This window comes from Arthrobacter sp. ES3-54 (genome assembly GCF_029504395.1).
Classification (GTDB): domain Bacteria; phylum Actinomycetota; class Actinomycetes; order Actinomycetales; family Micrococcaceae; genus Arthrobacter.
Map to the genome: position 1 here is coordinate 444,433 of NZ_JAQFIF010000002.1, position 15,643 is coordinate 460,075.

The 15,643-nt window shown below is 63.9% G+C and carries 19 protein-coding genes and 1 pseudogene; 9 read left to right on the forward strand and 11 right to left on the reverse strand.

The features are described from left to right. Positions 1-79: 79 nt before the first annotated feature. Positions 80-748 (reverse strand): TetR/AcrR family transcriptional regulator, encoded by a 669-nt coding sequence (locus M2428_RS05225; protein WP_277524347.1) that lies wholly within the window; start codon positions 746-748, stop codon positions 80-82. Positions 749-851: 103 nt separating this feature from the next. Here M2428_RS05225 and M2428_RS05230 point away from each other — a divergent pair, with 103 nt between their 5' ends. Next, positions 852-1,640, forward strand: coding sequence for an SDR family oxidoreductase (locus M2428_RS05230; protein ID WP_277524349.1), 789 nt, complete (start codon positions 852-854; stop codon positions 1,638-1,640). Between the two features lie 76 nt (positions 1,641-1,716). Beyond that, on the forward strand, positions 1,717-2,574 hold the full coding sequence (locus M2428_RS05235) for a PhzF family phenazine biosynthesis isomerase (RefSeq protein WP_277524350.1): 858 nt from the start codon (positions 1,717-1,719) through the stop codon (positions 2,572-2,574). A 68-nt stretch (positions 2,575-2,642) separates the two neighbouring features. Here the strand turns inward: M2428_RS05235 and M2428_RS05240 are convergent, their stop codons facing one another. The 6 genes from M2428_RS05240 to M2428_RS05265 form a co-directional block, all read right to left on the reverse strand. After that, entirely contained in the window at positions 2,643-3,008 is a 366-nt protein-coding gene (locus tag M2428_RS05240; RefSeq protein WP_277524351.1) for a carboxylesterase family protein, read from the reverse strand. A gap of 23 nt (positions 3,009-3,031) precedes the next feature. Beyond that, on the reverse strand, positions 3,032-4,357 hold the full coding sequence (locus tag M2428_RS05245) for a replication-associated recombination protein A (RefSeq protein WP_277524353.1): 1,326 nt from the start codon (positions 4,355-4,357) through the stop codon (positions 3,032-3,034). Then, complete coding sequence (locus M2428_RS05250; RefSeq protein ID WP_277524356.1) at positions 4,354-4,713, reverse strand: MmcQ/YjbR family DNA-binding protein; 360 nt, start codon at positions 4,711-4,713, stop codon at positions 4,354-4,356. The genes M2428_RS05245 and M2428_RS05250 overlap by 4 nt, the downstream gene beginning before the upstream one ends. Then, on the reverse strand, positions 4,710-5,096 hold the full coding sequence (locus M2428_RS05255; protein ID WP_277524358.1) for an MmcQ/YjbR family DNA-binding protein: 387 nt from the start codon (positions 5,094-5,096) through the stop codon (positions 4,710-4,712). Before M2428_RS05255 ends, M2428_RS05250 begins: the two co-directional genes overlap by 4 nt. A gap of 114 nt (positions 5,097-5,210) precedes the next feature. Beyond that, positions 5,211-6,173: an aldo/keto reductase gene (locus M2428_RS05260; RefSeq protein WP_277524359.1), complete on the reverse strand. Its 963-nt coding sequence runs from the start codon at positions 6,171-6,173 to the stop codon at positions 5,211-5,213. Positions 6,174-6,189: 16 nt separating this feature from the next. Then, positions 6,190-6,465 carry a hypothetical protein gene (locus M2428_RS05265; RefSeq protein ID WP_277524361.1) on the reverse strand — a complete coding sequence of 92 codons (276 nt, stop codon included), beginning with the start codon at positions 6,463-6,465 and terminating at the stop codon, positions 6,190-6,192. A 207-nt stretch (positions 6,466-6,672) separates the two neighbouring features. Between M2428_RS05265 and M2428_RS05270 the strand changes: the two genes are divergently transcribed. Beyond that, positions 6,673-7,284: a TetR family transcriptional regulator gene (locus M2428_RS05270; protein ID WP_277524363.1), complete on the forward strand. Its 612-nt coding sequence runs from the start codon at positions 6,673-6,675 to the stop codon at positions 7,282-7,284. Between the two features lie 310 nt (positions 7,285-7,594). On the opposite strand, the gene M2428_RS05275 is transcribed toward M2428_RS05270, so the two are convergent. Beyond that, positions 7,595-7,972: a hypothetical protein gene (locus tag M2428_RS05275; RefSeq protein ID WP_277524365.1), complete on the reverse strand. Its 378-nt coding sequence runs from the start codon at positions 7,970-7,972 to the stop codon at positions 7,595-7,597. Positions 7,973-8,422: 450 nt separating this feature from the next. Here M2428_RS05275 and M2428_RS05280 point away from each other — a divergent pair, with 450 nt between their 5' ends. Further along, complete coding sequence (locus M2428_RS05280; protein WP_277524366.1) at positions 8,423-9,031, forward strand: recombinase family protein; 609 nt, start codon at positions 8,423-8,425, stop codon at positions 9,029-9,031. Between the two features lie 208 nt (positions 9,032-9,239). Next, the gene (locus M2428_RS05285) at positions 9,240-9,443 is read left to right on the forward strand and encodes a cold-shock protein (RefSeq protein ID WP_069951488.1); all 204 of its coding nucleotides are present in this window, start codon (positions 9,240-9,242) and stop codon (positions 9,441-9,443) included. A gap of 191 nt (positions 9,444-9,634) precedes the next feature. Here M2428_RS05285 and M2428_RS05290 read toward each other — a convergent pair whose 3' ends face one another. Next, positions 9,635-10,792 carry an FAD-dependent oxidoreductase gene (locus M2428_RS05290; protein WP_277524369.1) on the reverse strand — a complete coding sequence of 386 codons (1,158 nt, stop codon included), beginning with the start codon at positions 10,790-10,792 and terminating at the stop codon, positions 9,635-9,637. 491 nt (positions 10,793-11,283) lie between these two features. On the opposite strand from M2428_RS05290, the gene M2428_RS05295 reads away from it, so the two are divergent. The 3 genes from M2428_RS05295 (at position 11,284) to M2428_RS05305 (ending at position 12,961) form a co-directional block, all read left to right on the forward strand. Continuing rightward, positions 11,284-11,679, forward strand: coding sequence for an STAS/SEC14 domain-containing protein (locus M2428_RS05295; protein WP_277524372.1), 396 nt, complete (start codon positions 11,284-11,286; stop codon positions 11,677-11,679). 188 nt (positions 11,680-11,867) lie between these two features. Beyond that, positions 11,868-12,386 carry a universal stress protein gene (locus M2428_RS05300; RefSeq protein ID WP_277524374.1) on the forward strand — a complete coding sequence of 173 codons (519 nt, stop codon included), beginning with the start codon at positions 11,868-11,870 and terminating at the stop codon, positions 12,384-12,386. 242 nt (positions 12,387-12,628) lie between these two features. Further along, positions 12,629-12,961: a hypothetical protein gene (locus tag M2428_RS05305; protein WP_277524376.1), complete on the forward strand. Its 333-nt coding sequence runs from the start codon at positions 12,629-12,631 to the stop codon at positions 12,959-12,961. A 279-nt stretch (positions 12,962-13,240) separates the two neighbouring features. On the opposite strand, the pseudogene M2428_RS05310 reads toward M2428_RS05305, so the two are convergent. Together M2428_RS05310 and M2428_RS05315 are read right to left on the reverse strand one after the other, a co-directional pair. After that, a pseudogene (locus tag M2428_RS05310) lies at positions 13,241-14,089 on the reverse strand (chromosome partitioning protein ParB); the annotation flags it as partial. Positions 14,090-14,233: 144 nt separating this feature from the next. Beyond that, a complete protein-coding gene (locus tag M2428_RS05315; RefSeq protein WP_277524378.1) occupies positions 14,234-14,668 on the reverse strand; it encodes a hypothetical protein in 435 nt (144 codons plus the stop codon). 152 nt (positions 14,669-14,820) lie between these two features. On the opposite strand from M2428_RS05315, the gene M2428_RS05320 reads away from it, so the two are divergent. After that, positions 14,821-15,489, forward strand: a complete 669-nt coding sequence (locus M2428_RS05320) for a metalloregulator ArsR/SmtB family transcription factor (RefSeq protein WP_277524380.1) — start codon at positions 14,821-14,823, stop codon at positions 15,487-15,489. Positions 15,490-15,643 lie beyond the last annotated feature (154 nt).

The window sequence follows — 15,643 nt, forward strand, 5'->3', positions numbered from 1 at the left end:
GGTCCAGTTTTGGGAACCCCTGCCGGGCATATCTAAGGGCGATGTCCCGAACGAAGGCTGCCTGACGGCTAGCTCGGACTCAACAAGGGTTCATGACGCCGAGTTCATCTCGGGGCGCGGCTCCTGCGCCGATTCCCGAGGCTACCTGGGGCGCGGGCATACCTGCGACCATTCCGGCCCACAAGAGGTCGGTAGTCGCTAGGGTCAGGTAGTCCACGGATGTTCCATCCAGGAGGTTGCCCGCTGCCAGCATGGCGGCTCCGTGCAGGCTCACGAAGCATACGAGCGCGAGCCTCTCGGAGTCGCCTGGCGCCAGCTCCCCGGCGTCCTGGGCTTCAGCGATGAGCGCCCTGGCGACCCTTATGCCGTCTTCGCCGATGCTTCGCAGTTCATCGCTGGCATCAGGATGGTGCTTGGTGGAGTGCATCACGGCCAGCAGGACCGGGTGGGCGACCGCGAAGTCAACATAGGCCCTAGCGATCCCGACAAAGCGTGGCCGACGGTCTCCGGCCGCTTCAGACGCTCCCGTGATCCGGGCGTTCATGCTGCGGAAGCCGTCAAGGGCGAGAGCATCGAGAAGCGCCTGCTTGTCACGAAAATGCTTGCCGGGCGCCGCGTGGCTCACACCCAGGTCACGCGCGAGTTGCCGCAGGGACAGTCCCTCGACTCCTGCTTCTTCGATGACTTCCCTTGCACGGGCGAGCAACGCCTCGCGGAGCTTGCCGTGATGGTAGGGCTGATCGGTCATGAGATCAGTATAGACACAAAGTAGTCATTGACAACAATGATGCCACTGCCTACAATGTTGCCATTGGCTACATTGAGTGGCCGCCACACGGAATGGATTCGACATGACCATGAGCTACATCGGAACCACGGCACTCATCACTGGAGCGAGCTCCGGGCTCGGCGCCGAGTTTGCCACACGATTTGCAGCGCTCGGGGCCAACCTTGTGCTGGTCGCACGGCGGACCGACCGGCTTGAGGATCTCGCCCGGAAGCTGCACGACGCGCACGGCATTTCAGTGACTACGTTCTCGAAGGACTTGAGCCGTGCGGGAGCAGGAGCGGAACTCCGCGACGAGCTAGCCGGCCGGGGTATCCGCATCGACACCCTGATCAACAACGCGGGCTTCGCCACCAGCGGCCCTTTGGTCGAGGAAGACCCCGCGGTCATCGCCTCGGAGATCTCCCTCAACGTGGCCTCTCTCGTCGAGACCACGCGGGCATTCCTCCCCGAGATGCTCGCCGCCGGGAGGGGCGCACTCATCAACGTGGCCAGCACCGCAGCTTTTCAGCCGGTACCTGGGATGGCGGTTTACGGGGCAACCAAGGCATTCGTCCTGAGCTTCACCGAAGCCCTGGCACATGAGACGAAGGAATCCGGCCTTCGTGTGCTCGCGCTCTGCCCGGGGGCTATCCGCACCGAGTTTTTCGATGTACTCGGGAGCCAGGCGGCAGCGGTCGGCCGGCTGCAGAGCGCCAGCGATGTCATCGACACTGCCCTGCGCGCTCTCGATCGCCGCACTACACCGGTAAGCGTCGTCTCAGGCTTGGGAAATCGCCTTCTGGCCGGCATCGCCCAGCGCCTCCCCCGAAACATGTCCCTCGCCATGGCCGGCAGAGCCGTACAGGACTAGTGCTACAGTCGCATTTCGCTTCGCCCTGTTGGTCTTCGCCACGCCCGTATCTTCACAACCCACCGAGGATGTAGCAATGAATCAGACTCCAGACGTACTTCGTTATGCCGCCTTTACCAACACCCCCGACGGAGGCAATCCGGCGGGAGTAGTCCTGGACGCAACCCGACTTGACGACGCCCAGATGCAGGCCATCGCGGCCGACATCGGATATGCGGAAACGGTCTTTATCACCGAGGCGTCGGTTGACGGAGACTCCCGCCGAAACCGCGTGCGGTACTTCTCCCCGATCGCCGAGGTGCCGTTTTGCGGCCACGCCACAATTGCTTTGGCCGTCGCGCTGTCAGGGCGAGATGGTGCCGGGACCTTTGTTTTCGACACCGCGGTGGGGTCCGTCGTGATCGAGACTGCAGGCCAGGGCGCAGCCGTGACGGCATGCTTCACGAGCGTGGAACCGCGAGTGGCCGAGTTCCCCGACGACGTTCTGAGCACCCTGCTCGGGTTGCTCGGCGTCGGCCGGGGCGAACTGCACCCCGAGTACCCTCCGATGCTCGCTTTTGCCGGGAACTGGCACCCCATTCTCGTCTTCGCAGAACGAAGGACCTTTGACTCATTCGTGTTCGAACCGAACCATATGCGCACGCTGATGGACGCCCAAAACTGGGCAGGCACCGTAACGACACTCTGCGAGACCGGGCCGGGCGAGTTCGACTCGCGCAACCTCTTTCCGGTGGGCACCATCACTGAAGATCCGGCGACCGGTTCGGCAGCCGCCGCTTTCGGCGGATACCTCCGCCTTCTTTCGCTTGTCGAACCACCCAGCCGGGTGGTGGTGCTCCAAGGGAGCCACGTCGGCCGCCCAAGCAGACTCACCATTGATATTCCACCGCTCGGCGGGATCATCGTGCGCGGAGAAGCCGTCGAAATCGCTTGAGCCGTACGGGACTCTATACGGCGGTGCGATGAACCGGGCCGAGACGACTAGCTGGAAAGTACGTCTGCTCAGCTTGGCAAGGGGGTTCGCCGTCCGTGTCTCGTGTCGTCACGGCCGGTCGCGGCGAGCCCGGATGCGTTCGAGGTGGTCTGGGTGTTCGCTCCCATCTCGAATCCGCCGCCGTAGATGTAGATGATGACGGGGAGCGGTTCGTCGGCGGCGTCTTCGGGTGCCCACACATTGAGGTTGAGGCAGTCTTCGCTGAATCCGTTGTCGGCCTCGAGCCACGTGGGGGCGCCTGCCTGGAGGGGTGCGGGTCCCTTCTGGTCGTATGGCGCGTCAGGGTTGAAGGGCAGCAAGACGGGGCTGTGGAAGCGTTCTGCGGTGGCGAAGGGGACGCCGAGCCAGGAGCGGATGGGGTGTGATTTGGACATGTGGTGAGCCTTTCGAGCGGTGGTCAGTTGTCTTCGGGCGGTGTCGTCGCGGCACCGGGTTGGTCGCTGCGCAGCTGTGCCCAGTGGCGGAGTCGTTCGCTGATGGCGCGTTCGTAGCCGCTAGTGGTGGGTTCGTAGAACGTTTCCCGGGGGAGGCCGTCGGGGAAGTAGTTAGCGCCGGAGAAGCCGGTGTCGGTGTCGGGGTCGTATTGGTAGTCCTTGCCGTAGCCGAGGTTCTTCATCAGGCGGGTGGGGGCGTTGAGGATGTGGGCTGGTGGCATCAGCGAGCCGGTGCGTTTCGCGGCAGCCCACGCCTTGTTGAACCCGCGGTAGACGCCGATCGATTTGGGTGCGGTGGCGAGGTAGAGCACGGCCTGTGCGATCGCGAGTTCGCCTTCGGGTGAGCCGAGGCGTTCGTAGACATCCCATGCGGCGAGGGCCTGCTGCACGGCGTTCGGATCGGCGAGGCCGATGTCTTCGTTCGCGAACCGGGTGATCCGGCGCGCGATGAACAAGGGATCTTCTCCACCGTCAAGCATCCGCGCCAGCCAGTACAGGGCGGCGTCGGGGTCAGAGCCCCGCATGGATTTGTGGAGCGCGGAGATGAGGTTGTAATGGCCTTCTTGCGACTTGTCGTAGAGCGGTGCCCGCTTCTGTACCGCGGCGGCGAGCACGGCCGGGTCGACCGGCGCAGGGAGGGCCTGCACCTGTTCGATCATGTTCAGCAGGTACCGACCATCCCCGTCAGCCATCGCGATCAACGCATGGCGCGCATCGTCATCAAGCGGCAGCCGCCCGCCGAGCAACTGCTCCGCCCGGGTGACGAGTGCGCTGAGGGCCGTGTCGTCGAGGCGCTTCAGGACGAACACCTGGCAGCGCGACAACAACGCACCGTTGAGTTCGAAACTGGGGTTCTCGGTGGTGGCCCCGACGAGCACGATAGTGCCATCCTCCACATAGGGGAGAAAAGAGTCTTGTTGCGCGCGGTTGAAGCGGTGGATCTCGTCGACGAACAGCAGGGTTCCTTGCCCGAGCTCTCGCCGGCGCTGCGCGGTCTGGAAGACCCGGCGGAGGTCAGCGACTCCGGAGAAGGTGGCCGAGAGCGGTTCGAAGGCTAGGTTGGTCTTTTCGGCGAGGAGCCTGGCGATCGTGGTCTTGCCGCATCCGGGCGGCCCCCACAGCACCATAGATACCAAATGGTGCGCGCCGACCATCCGCCCGACGGGTGCGTCTGCTGCGAGCAGGTGATCCTGCCCGACGACATCGGACAGGGTGTGAAGTCGCAGACGGTCCGCCAGCGGCCGGGCGGCGTCGTCGACGTCGAACAGCGACGGTGGTTGCTCGGTCATGGGTGACGTTTCGTGGGGGTTTGGCTGGCGAGGTCGTAGGAATCGTGCACCAGGTTTTCGATCAGTGAGGCGGTGATTCCCGCGCCTGGTCCAATAGAAATCCAGTGCTGCTTGTCGAGGTAGTGGCCGGCGGTGATCGCGTCGTGGTCGCGGCGCAACGCGTCGCCGTGATGCGGGTCGACCTTCACGGTGATGATCTGCAAGTCAGGATCGTCGTCGGTGACGATGAGGAACACCTTTTCGTGCACCTTCCACACGTCCAGGTGCGGGGCGAACGGATGCCCGTGGCTCACGTCGTCGAGTGACGCCGCTGTGTCGCGGGCGATCTGCTGCAGCCGCGCTCCGGAAAGCGTCACCGGTTCTTCCGCCCGAACGTGGCAGGGTCGACCGGCCGCATCGCGTGCGGGAGGTTCTCCACGACGAGCAGATATGAATCCGTGACCAGGTCATCGATCAGCTGTGTCTGCAGGTCGCCGGAGGGATGCAGGGTGATCCAGTGCTGCTTGTTCATGTGGTATCCAGGCGTGATGTCCTCGTGCTGTTCCCGCAGCGCTTTGCCGTCCTCCGGCGCGGCCTTGACGATCACGATCGGTTCCCCTGTGACGTCGGTCAGCAGCATGAACACCTTGCCCCGCACCTTAAATACCTCCCATTCAGGGCCGAAGGGATACTCGAGGCCGGCCCCGGGGAGCTCCTCCACGTGGTCCCTGGCGTACTGCTGCAGTGCGTCGGCCTGCATATGTCCTCCAAACTCGGGGTAGCGGTAGCGCATGGCGCTTTTCGTTGTGACGAGGAAGGCGCGAGGCGGCCAGCGCCTCGCGTCTTCCTCGTCATTGGGTGTTGTCGTTGAGCGTTACTGCCAGTTCGGGTTCATGCCCTCGGGGTAGCGGGAGCCGAATCCACCGGTGGGAAGGATCTCCTTGACGCGGGCGAGATCGGCTTCGGTGAGGGTGAGGTTGGCGGCGCCCACGTTTTCCTCGACGCGCTTGGTGCTGCGGGTGCCGGGGATGGGGACGATGTGTTCTCCCTGCGCGAGGAGCCAGGCGAGGGCGAGCTGCGCGACGGTGGCGTCCTTGGATGCGGCGAGTTCGGTCAGCTGGCGTGTGGCCTCGACGTTTTTCTCGAAGTTGCCGGGCTGCCAGCGGGCGTCCCAGCTGAGCATGTCGGCCTCCTCGTACTCGGAGGCCGGCTTCGCGGTGCCGGTGAGGAACCCGCGGCCCAGGGGCGAGTAGGGGACGAAGCCAATGCCGAGCTCGTTCAGGGTCGGGAACAGGACCTCTACTTCACGCTCGAAGAGGGAGTACTCGGTTTGGAGGACCGAGACGGGCTGAACGGCGTGGGCGCGGCGAATGGTCTCCGGTCCGGCTTCGCTGAGGCCGAAGTACTTGACCTTGCCGGCGTCGATGAGCTCCTTCACGGTTCCGGCGACATCCTCGATGGGGACGTCGGGATCGACCCTGTGCTGGTAGAGCACGTCGATGTGGTCCATGCCGAGGTAGCGCAGGCTGTTCTCGACGACCTCGCGGATGTGCTCGGGCCGGCTGTCGAACCCGTAGTCGTGCGTGTAGCCGAACTTCGTGGCGATGACCACGTCGTCGCGGAAGCTCTTCACCGCACGACCGACGACCTTCTCGTTCTCCCCCCAGCCGTACAGCTCGGCGGTGTCGAAGAACGTCACGCCCAAGTCATAGGCGCGCTGGATGGCGGAGGAACCGCCTTCAGCGTCGGACGCTCCGTAGGCCATCGAGATTCCCATCGAGCCGTAGCCGATGGCGGACGTGGTCAGGCCCTGTGTGCCCAGAGTGCGTGTCGGCATGAGATGTGTCCTTCTGTTATCGGTTGATGCACTGGTAGCGGTCCCACCAGGAAGCAATGGGTTCCAGCGCGTTCTCGGTCCGGAACTTCTCGCTGGGGGGCCCGACGAAGCGGATGTCGGTGAGTTCGGTGGACTCTCCCCACATCATCTGTCCGTCAGCGGTCAGGGCGAGGTGGCGGGCAATCGCTTCCTCGTTCTCGTACCGCTCGTGCTGCAGGATCGTCCCGTCAGCGCTGCGCGCCAGGGTGTACTCGAGGACGTATGGCTCCTCCTTCTCCGTGACGGGCAGCACCGCGGCGAGGTACTTCTCGAAGAGGTCCTGGTCCAGGACACGGTAGGTGAAGAAAAATCGACCTGTTCAGTGGTTGGCATGACTTTTCCCTAAGTACGTGAGTTGGGACGCCTCGGTCCCGGCAAATATGTGCTGACCGAGGGCGATGAGAGCAGTTTATGCCCTTTGTGTCAGTTGCTGTCAACTTTGACGTTGTATGCTCGTTCCATGAGTGAAAGCAGTGGTGGGGTCGGGTTACGGCAGCGAACGCGAGACGTCGTGCGTCAGGAGATCGCCGACGTTGCTCTTGTGATGTTCGACGAGCAGGGTTTCGATGAGACCACCGTCGACCAGATCGCAGCCGCGGTCGGCATCTCGCCGAGGAGCTTCTTCCGGTACTTCGCCTCGAAGGAGGACGTCGTTCTCGGGGATCCGATGATCTACGGTGAGCCCGTTCGGGAGCGACTTGCCCAGGCACTGGGATCGATGCCTGTATGGGAGGCCCTGCGATCAGGGTTCGAAGTACTGGCGGAAACAGTCGAATCAAACCCCGAATGGGCGTTACGAGCAACGCGAGTAATGATTAGCACGCCTTCGCTGCGCGCCCGGAACACGGAAAAGCACCTGGCCTGGATGACTGTTCTCGTGCCCCTGGTCGCCGCCGCCCTCACCGGACCCGAAGCCACACGGCAGTACCACGCACGGGTAATCACCCTCAGCGCCCTGACCTGCCTCGACGTCTCCTCAGCCGAACTCGTCCACCGCGACGGTGCCGTAACAACCCGGGAGCTGCTCGATGAAGCCTTCCAGCTACTGAAACCCACAGCACTGGTCGACTAAACCCGCTCCTGCAGGACTCTCACAGTGCAGTACCGACTACACCGGCGCCTTCAGGGCTGCCCGTAAAGGGATCGTTATTGAGAACGGTGGGACCACCCCTTTGGCTCCTTACGCGCGCTATCGTGTGGCATGAGCTGTGGAGTTGGTCGCTCTGTGGCGGCGTTTTCTGGTCGCTCCGTGTCGCAACAGTGCCCGTAAGGCGAGCACCTATTCCCAATACATCGCAGCCGCACGTGAGCAGAGGCGCATCTCATGACCGCCGACACGGAACGCCGAGGCTAGTCGACGCACCGGATCGCGTCGCAGACGTTCACGGATGGGCGTGACGCTCCAACGCGTCCAGAGTCGTCTCGGGCGATGTGTTGAAGCAGAAGGTGATTCCGGGCGATTCCGCATTGCACACGTTGATGATCCGTTCGAAGAGCTCGGTGTGCTCCGGGATCATCCTGATGCCGCCCCCGATCATCACGAGGCCGAAACGATCACGACCGAATGCCGAGCGGATCTCTGCTTCGGCCTCGTCCGGGGAGGTGCCGATCAGGCAGTTGACGGCGTCGAAGCCGGCGGCCGTAGTGGCCCCGAACCCCGCTTCGATCCGTTCGGTCATCGTGGCCGCGTCGAGGCCAGGAGGCAGCTTGCTATAGTCGAGGGCTCGCGCGTGGATGCCGATCATGAGGATTCGAGTCATGGGCCTCATTGTGGCATGCACCCGAAACACTTGGCTGCGGGCCCGCTGGATCCTTGCTCGACCCGCCCCGCCCCAGATGAGCTGTTCCTGTAGTGCAGAGGACTCGTGACGTTCCGTGCAGACGACTTCGGAAAATGACATCGGTGGGCCGGCTCCAGGTTGCGAACCGCCCGTTAGACGGTCGTTCATCGGGCGCGCCAGCACCCTAAGGCCGTCTGTGCGGGTGCTGGAGCTGACGTGCCCGTATACCCGGCCCGACTAACTGCCCGGTGAAGGTGCCCTAAACGCTTCACTCCAGGTCGTCTCACAACCCTTGGGATGTGAGACGGTCCGGTGAAACAACAGTGCGGCTTGGAACTCCGCGGCCCCGAGTGTCTTGCCACCGTGTATCGCAGCCTCCTGCTAGTTTGCTGACACGAGCATTGGTTGCAAGACACTTGCGGGGTTTACATGGGAAAACTGATCGGTTACGTCCGCGTCTCGACCAGGGCACAGGACTTCGACCGGCAGGTTCGGGACCTGCTCGCAGCCGGTGTGCGACGTGATGACCTCTACACCGACCACGGGGTCAGCGGCGCCCGGGCATCGAGGCCGGCATTCAAGAGGGCGCTGGAAGCACTGCACGAGGGGGACACGCTGGCGATCACCACGTTGGACCGGCTGGGAAGGTCCACGGTGAACATGCTCGGCCTTGCCGAAGAGCTGCGGGCCAGGGGCGTCAACCTTCGGGTGCTGAACCTGGGCGGCGGGAATGTGGACACCGGCACCCCGATGGGATCCATGGTCTTCACCGTCATGGCGGCCCTGGCCCAGATGGAACTCGAGATTAAGCGCGAACGCATCAACGACTCCGTCTCCAAACGCCGGGCCGCGGGGAAGGATCTGGGCGGGCGGCGGCAGCAGTTCAGCGACAGCCAGATCAGCAACGCCCGCCGCCTCATCGACGGCGGGGAGGCAGCCACCCACGTCGCCCGTGACCTGGGTATGTCGCGGGCGACCCTGTACCGGCGGATCGGAGAGCTGGATGCCCGGCAATGGATCACCTCTCAGACGCCCTGAGGCAGACTGGCAGCCGTGGCCCCCGCACCCGCCGGCTCACCCTTTCGGCCCTTTCCGCCCCAGCTGATGCCAAGCCGCCTCGGCGACTTCCGCTTTTGAAGCCAACTGTTGCCCCTGCCAACGATCGCCCATAGGCTCATCCATGTGAGTGGCGGGGACGGTATTCCGAGAAGCGGAACCGCCCAGCGACCCGTGAAGGAAATCAAGCATGGCAACAGGTACTGTCAAGTGGTTCAACTCCGAAAAGGGCTTCGGTTTCATTGCCCCTGACGACGGAAGCGCTGACGTGTTCGCACACTATTCGGCAATCGCATCCAGCGGTTACAAGTCCCTGGACGAGAACCAGAAGGTTCAGTTCGACATCACCCAGGGCCCCAAGGGCCCCCAGGCTGAGAACATCCAGCCGCTCTAGCAGTCCCCGAGAGACTGGTCAGCCCTTGCGGCCGGCCAGTCTCTTGCTGTGTCCGGGGACCAGCGAGTATACGAGCGCACCTTTGACGTTCAGAATCTCCTGAACCTGTTCCAGAGTCAGCATCCTGGGGAACGCGGGTCCCGTGGTCGGCGCAGGGTTCTCTTTCCCGTCCTCTCTTTGTTTCGGCATTCTCAATCCACCTCGTTCCGGTGTCGTAGCTCGTCCTTGGTGCGCTGTCCGCGGCGGAGGGATCCGGCCGCGTTCAACACCGCATTGCGCATCGTGATGCCTGACCGGGTCTTGGGTACGAGGAGGCGCGATGCGATGCCGGCGCCCCGTTGTAGCGGTCGGACGTGTTTGCGGTGCGTGTGTTCATAGCCGGCGAAAGCGGCGGTGTGGTCATCCGGGTGGGTGGCAATCGCGTCGGCGAGGGTCTTGGCACCAACGATCGCGCTGCTGGATCCTTCACCGAACAGCGAGATGCAACTCGCCGCGTCACCGAGCAGCACCACGCGGCCGGCAGTCCACTTCGGTACGTCCACGCGGGTGACGGCATCGAAGTACCTATCGCCGGACGCGCCCCATTCCTCGAGCGCGAGCGTGGTGAGCCATCCGCCGCCGGCGTAGGTGGACTCGACGAGGCGTCTGCCTTGTTCCGCGTCGCGGTTGTCGAAATCGGGCTGCCCCCGGAAGATGAATGCGAACCCGGGCTTCCCACCCGCCGGATGGATGGTCAAGGAGGTTCCCGGTTCGTTGTACAACAGCACGGTGCGCGGATCCTCGATCGGAGTAGGGGCGCGCACGGTGCCCACGAACATGCCGAATGGGCGGGAAAAACGTTCTTTGGGGCCGAATGCCAAACGCCGAACGGTGGAGTGGACTCCGTCGGCTCCGACGACCAGGTCGAAGCGACGGGAAGCGGCCCGATGAAACTCGACGTCGATTCCACCGCCGTCCTGTTGCAGGGCGGTGATCGAGTCGTCCCGGATGATGAGGCTTGTCTCCTGGGCCTTCTCGAGTAACAGGGTGACGAGTTCATTGCGCGCGACCTCGACCTGCTCGTGGCGGTCGACGCGTTGGCGCGTGCGGATCGTGGCCTGTGGCCGCCCGCCGGCGTCGACGAAGACCAGGCGTTCGACACCGGTGGCTACCTCCTCCAGGCGCGACCAGATACCCATTTGCCGTGCAATAGCGACCGCTCCTCCGCGTACGTCGACAGGGTTGCCACTAGATCGTGTGTCGGCCGCTCGTTCCACAATCGTGACCGACCAACCGGCCTTCGCCAGCCAGTACGCGGCGGTCGAGCCGGCAATGCCGCCGCCGGAGACCAGTACGCTTCGATCCACCATGCCCCCATTCAAGCACTCAACACCAGAGGTGTCCGGCAGACCCGAGTCGCTACTTCAGCGGCAGGAACGTCCCGGAACTCGAACGCCGTGGGGTGCGTGTGCACAGCATCCACGGGGCATCGCATTCGGCCTGGTACGGCCACTCGACGCATTCGTCACGGTGCTTCCCGAAGTGTTCGGCTAGGGATCCCCTTGAGGCACGTGGCATATCTCGCCCGCAAGCATCGTCCCAAAAGCCGTTCCCTTTACGGATAGGGCGGCCGTGCAGACGACTTTGGACATTTCGTGCAGACGAGTTTGGAAAATGACATCTAGCCATCCCCTGCACGGTCCGCGGAATAGAGCTGCGGTGGAGGTGTGGCCGGTGTGACTGTGCCTGCATGGGAAGGCCTCGTGTGCTCTCGCTTCGGGGCCCCGGCCAAGAGATTGTTCGATAAATCACTTTTATGCCGCGGGTTCCGCTACCCTCGTCGGAGGACTAGGGGAAAATTATGCTGGAAATCGCACTGACCTGCACAAACGCAACCTTGAGCGTGGACGCGGCGGGCACATTCCATCTGAGGTGGATGCCGGGTTCCACGGTCTCGGCAGCCGACGCCGATGCCGTCGTTGCGGCCGTGCAGGGGGTGACCGGAACCGGTTTGCAGCCGATGCTCGTCGAGGTTGTCGACGTGTGTATGAGTCCCGGGGCGAGAGCGACGCTGTTGGGGAAGCGCTTTGTTTCGGCCGTGGCGCTGGTCGGGTCCACGGTCGTGGACCGGGTGGTGGCCGCGTCTCTCCTGCGGGAGCAGGATTGTCCGCACGGATATTTCACCTCCGTGAGTGCGGCCAGGGAATGGCTGAGTCAGCTGCCTGCTGCCCATGCGTTGGCAGGATCCTCCATTTAGCTGCGTCCAATCGCCGGTGCAGCAGGTCCCAGCTGTTAAGCACCACGCGCCTGCCTGAGAAGGATCGGCGCTGGTCGGTCGCCGCAACCGTACAGTGAACATATTTCGTCCACCGTCGCCTGCGCCTCAGAGGGACGCCGCGGCGCCCGATCTACGATTGCGGCGTGCACTCAGCGATGGAAGAGCCCATGAATGAGCCCGCCCGGGGCACGCGGCCCGGAGCCGGAGATGCTGTCTTTGTGCCGCGGCGGGTCACCGGGGCGGTCCTGGCAGGCGTCGTGCCCGGGCAACCACCGGCGGTCGTGCACCGCGCCGCGGAACTTGCGTTGACTCTGAACGTCAAGCTGATCTGTGCTTACGTGGACATTACGACTTATCTTGCCGGGGAGCCGGAGAATGGGCTGGTTGACGACGTTGAAGCCACGAGTGCCGGCATCCGGGAACGTCTCCGGAAAACCCTGGATGGCACCGGAGTCCGTTGGTCCTTCCTGACGCTCACGGGGGAACCGGCCCGGGCACTGGGCCAGTTTGCGGAATCTGTGGACGCATCCGTCATCATCGTGGGGACCCGCGAACGCAGTCTGGGAATCCGGCTGGAACAGCTGCTCGTCAGTTCGGTCGCGGTCGAGCTCACCCACCGCCAGCACCGGCCGGTTCTGGTCGTCCCGCTCCCCCGGCAGGTCCCCCCGGGTACTCTCACTGGCTAACTACCCCTGTTTCGGCCGCCACCCTTGTGAAGGGACGGCTGAGGGGACGGCGACTGGGGGCGCCCAGGTCTCAGAAGGCGGATCGGCGCCCCGTCGATTCGGCGGCTCGCTTTGAGCGGGACAGGGTCCGGCGTTCCTCCCGCCGGGGCGGCACAGACGCCCTATCGTCTGCGTTGGCGGCAGGCGTAGTCTGTACGGAATTCACCTTCATGAAGCCAGACAGGAAGGGGGGCCTGCAGAGCATGAGCATCAAAGACGAGTGGGACCTGCTCGATTCGGAGACCCGGACCTGGCTCCTGGAAAATCCGGGATGCCTGATCCTGCCACGTACTATGTCGACCAAAATGACCAAGGAAGCCGCCGGGGACCTCGAGAGTGACCCGCACGGACAGATCGTACTGTCCCAGGCTGACCACGAATTCATCCGGGAAAAAGCGGAGGCTGCCGGAACAATCCGCGTCCACCCAACGGAATACCAGTTCTTTGACACAGCACCCTTACCTGATACCAGCCGAGCGTCGGCTGGAAGGCATGCCGCAGCTTCCCCCGATGGAGGCTCGAACGGTCATGGTTAAAGGCGGCAGGGCCGGCACGTGAGTGCCGGCCCTGCCTGGTTTTCCCTTGGGCAAAGGAAATCTGTGCTCAAGTCTATAAAAGTTTGGCGACCGGATCAGCGCGGCACTTGGTGGACGCCCGGATGGTCGCGTTCAACGGCGGTCCGTCGCTGGTGAGTGGCTGCGGTGGTTCGCCCTGGGCGGCGGACCGCCCGCGTTACGGGAGGTTCCTGGCCCTTCACGGGGTGAGTGGCCGGGCGGCTGCATTGGGGGATCCAGCCGCCCGGACTCACTGTCACATTACTCGGTTTCGGCGGAGTGCTTGTCGATGATGATCTGCTCGACGGCGCTGGCGGTGTAGCCCCAGGGGACGAGCTGGTTCAGGTAGTGGAAGTGCCGCTTTTCGGCGCTCCGCCATGAGTCTTTCTGGATGGTCTTTTCATAGCCTGCGCAGATCAGGGCGATGAGGGAGAACTCGGGCCGGGCGGTGGTTTTGGCAATGTGGTCCCGCATCGGGTTCCAGCCCCACCGGTCGGTGTCCTCTCCGGTCTTGGCTCCGATCATCTCGGTAGCGACCTTGCCGTCGTAGCCGCTGGCGGTTTCGGGGTCGTGGGTGATGGCGTGGACGGTGAAGTACTGCCAGCCCTTCGGCGCGGTCTTGCGGGAGAGCAGGGTCTTCACGAACTCACGCCTGACCTGGGTCGCGGATTCCATCTCGCGGTTGTTCGCGATCAGGGTCTTCCGCTCGGCTTTCTGCTCGTCGGTCATCGGGCCTTTCTGGGCCTGCGTGCCGCCGTCGTAGCGTTCGTACCTCGGGGTGAAGCCCAGATCCTGCCAGCCGGTGATGACGGGCTTGGCATTGTGCTGGCCCCGGTAGTCGGTGCTGATCAGGTAGGCGTTGGCGTCCTCGTCGGTGGCCGGTTCCCCGTCGGCCCGCTTCGCGGCCGAGACGTACAGGTTCTCTTCGTTGGCGTAGTGCCCGGCGTCCTCGACGATGGTCTTGCCCTCCGCCTCGAGCTCGGCGATGAGTGCGGCGAGGGCTGCGGCGCGGTCGCGGCGGTCCCGGAGCATCTGGGCGACGTGGAGGAGCTGATCGGGTTCGTCCGCGATCACGGACTCCAGTTCCTCGGTCGCGTCCTGGTCCCCGTCAATTATGTGGACAAAATTATTCAGTCAAGACTGAGACGACATTCTCTAGAAGGCCTTGCCACAGAACTTGGACCATGACCTGATTCGCCCGGTGCATGACAGAGCGCCTGGCTGGATTTTGGGATTCAGTCAGTCGTGTGAGTGTCAGTGGTGTGTCATCGCGGGGCTTCGCATTCCGCTGTAGGCTGCCACGACCCCTACCAGGAAAATGAGGACGGCGAGGTAGATCAGGCCGAGGTGCCCAAGCGTGGCCAGACCCCATGGGTAGTGCGCGGGGAGGGCCACGGCGAGTCCGACGACCGGGACGATAACGGCTGTGGCGAAGGCCCACCGTTCTCCGCGGCGCACCCCATACCAGGACAGGCCTGCGACGGCCAGCCCGGTCGCAGCGATGAAGCCGCTGACCGCGATGTGCAGATGGCTGATGTAGTGATACAGCTGCGGGCTGAACGCCTCGATCTCCGCCTTCCCCTTGTCCACTTGATCGGGGCCGATGCCCAGCTCGAGGAAGGCGTCCGTGAAGTTGAGTACCAGGAAGATCACGGCGTACCCCACGAAGGCCAGCCCGGCCAGCGTCATGAGAGCGGCTCCTGTCCGGAGGCGGGACTGTTTCCCTTGGGGAGTTTGGATGGTGGACACGGCCACCACCCCCTTTCTTATTTAAGTAGGTACTTGAATAAGAATCCCCTGACGGTAGGCTTGTCAAGAGAACTCTTGAATAGGAGGCGCGAGTGGGCGACCAGCAGGAAAAGGATGCGCTCTTCGACGCCCTCGCAGAAGCTGCCAAGGCGTTGGGGAACGGCAGGAGGGCGCAGCTGATCGATATCCTTGGGCAGGGCGAGCGGTCGGTTGACGAGCTGGCCGCCGAGATCCACCAGAGTATGGCCAACACATCCCAGCATCTGCAGCGCTTGCTGCGAGCCGGCCTCGCCTGCTCCCGACGCTCGGGGACGCGGATCTACTACTCCCTTGCCAGCCCGGCAGTGGAGCGGCTATGGCGGGCACTTCGGGAGACAGCCGAAGCGCACTCGGGCGAGCTGGGCGATCTCGTCCGTGCCTACGTCGGCGACCGCGACGGGCTGAGCATGATCACGCGCGACGAACTGCTGCTGCGGCTGCGGCAGGGCGACGTCGTTGTGCTGGACGTGCGGCCGCAGCCAGAGTACGAAGCCGGACATATCCCGGGTGCGCTTTCCGTGCCCTTCTCGGACGTTAAGTCTCGACTGCGCGAGGTTCCCCAGGGGAGCGAAATCGTCGCCTACTGCCGCGGACCATACTGCCTATATGCGGACGAGGCCGTGCGGCTGCTCACGGACGAAGGGCGCCTCGCCACAAGGCTTGAGGAGGGCTTCCCCGAGTGGAAGGCGGCAGGGCTCCCGATAGAACACTCGGCCACGTGAGCGGCTTCCATCCAAGACTGAGAACTGCGCATTGTCCACTGGAGAGGCCACTGCACTGGCCACCAAGATCAAAGCTGCCCAGACGCCCGAAATCGAGCAGATGACGGGCTGTGGCTCAAGAACTGGAACGAACCAACCCAGATGGCGGCCGGCC